The 1,781-nt window shown below is 47.9% G+C and carries 1 protein-coding gene and 1 pseudogene; both read left to right on the plus strand.

Annotated features, from left to right (window positions below):
* Positions 1-534: 534 nt before the first annotated feature.
* Positions 535-802 (plus strand): annotated as a pseudogene (locus V513_RS14335) (DUF4160 domain-containing protein).
* Between the two features lie 13 nt (positions 803-815).
* Positions 816-1,067: a DUF2442 domain-containing protein gene (locus tag V513_RS07960; RefSeq protein WP_099772310.1), complete on the plus strand. Its 252-nt coding sequence runs from the start codon at positions 816-818 to the stop codon at positions 1,065-1,067.
* Positions 1,068-1,781: the final 714 nt, after the last annotated feature.

Raw genomic sequence — 1,781 nt, forward strand, 5'->3', positions numbered from 1 at the left:
CAAGAGAAACTGGTTGGCCGTTGAGCGGTTCTCCGTTCACCGAGAAGAGCTGCTTCCCGCTTGCTAAGACACGCTGAACGCTGAAAAGAGCATCGTGATTCTGAATCAAGTTCAGAATGACGCGATGTGAGGTTTTCGCAATCAAGTAATACTGTCATCCCGAACTTGTTTCGGGATCTGCTCTCCGATCCAATCGAAGGACGGGTCCACGATCTTGAAGGACGAGGGACGGTTCTTTACGGCGACCAGCGGGTTTTTGTCCTTAAGCGCACAGCGGCTCTTTCGAAGGACGGGTTCATGCTCTTAGACGATGGACCAGGGACGGGTTCCCTGCCTGGACCAAAGAACTAACAATGGTTTTTCAAGATTGAAGCGAAGAGCGTGTCTTTCCCAGCGAAGAGGCCCTTGCGTCCAGGCATGTTCATTGCAGATATTTCTTCTGCCGATATCCTTGGTAGTGCGGCAACTACCTCGATTCCTTGACCGTTTCATTTGATCTAGTATAATACTGATGGGAGAAGGAGGTAAGAATAAATGCCAACGATAAGCATGTTTTACGGGATAATGGTTAGAATGTATTGTTCCCCCGGTGAACACAATCCTCCTCATATACATGTCTACTATCAGGATGATAATGCGATTGTCTAAATTCCCTGATGGAGAAATCCTAAGCGGTGAGATCCCCAACAGAAAACTCAGGCTCGTCCAGGCATGGGTTGAGCTTCATTCTGAAGAGCTAATGGCCAACTGGAAGCTTGTAACAAATGGTGAACTTCCATTCAAAGCAGATCCTCTAAGATGACGGAGGTACTGACATGAACATTGGAGTGAAGTCCATAAAGCATTGCAGGCCATATGAATTCATTCTCGAATTTAACAATGGAGAAGAAAGGGCAATAGATCTTGAAGGAATCCTTGACAAGGGCAGATTCGCGGAACTGAGAGATCCAAAGATCTTCTGCTCGGCCAGAATAGCTTTCGATACAATAGAATGGTGTAATGGGCTGGACATCTGCCCAGAATATCTTTTTGAGCATTCAAAACCCGCACCAAAGATCCCGCACTGATCTGCTAATCAAGATTTCCCGATCGTCATTCGCCAGTTGAGGTTAAAAATCGAGGGATGCAACCTTCTAAAATTGACAAACTCGCTACCCCAATAACGGTTCATCTCAAACTCCTTACTACGCCATCCCGAATTCATTTCGGAAAACCGTGGTCGGTGGTAGCAGGTAGGGGGTTCGTAAGAGCAAGAGAAACTGGTTAGCCGTTGAGTGGTTCCCCGTTCGCCGAGAAGAGCCGCTTCCCGCTTGCTAAGACACGCTGGACGCTGAAAAGAGCATCGTGATTCTGAATCAAGTTCAGAATGACGCGATGTGACGTTTTCGGAAAGCCCGCCGGAATGCTGAAACATGTTCAGACACGATGTGACATATTCGTAATCACCTAACACTGTCATCCCGGACTTGATCCGGGATCTGGGCTTATGAGAAACCGTGGTCGGTGGTAGCGGGTAGCGAGTTCGTAAGAGCAAGAGAAACTGGTTGGCCGTTGAGCGGTTCTCCGTTCACCGAGAAGAGCTGCTTCCCGCTTGCTAAGACACGCTGAACGCTGAAAAGAGCATCGTGATTCTGAATCAAGTTCAGAATGACGCAATTTGACGTTTTCGGAAAGCTCGCCGGAATGCTGAAACATGTTCAGACACGATGTGACATATTCGTAATCACCTAACACTGTCATCCCGGACTTGATCCGGGATCTGGGCTTATGAGAAACCGTGG

Source organism: Mesotoga sp. H07.pep.5.3 (assembly GCF_002752615.1).
Classification (GTDB): Bacteria; Thermotogota; Thermotogae; order Petrotogales; family Kosmotogaceae; genus Mesotoga; species Mesotoga prima.

Coding starts and splice junctions, on each gene's coding strand:
- V513_RS07960 (WP_099772310.1), top strand. CDS start 816: ATGAACATTGGAGTGAAGTCCATAAAGCATTGCAGGCCATATGAATTC.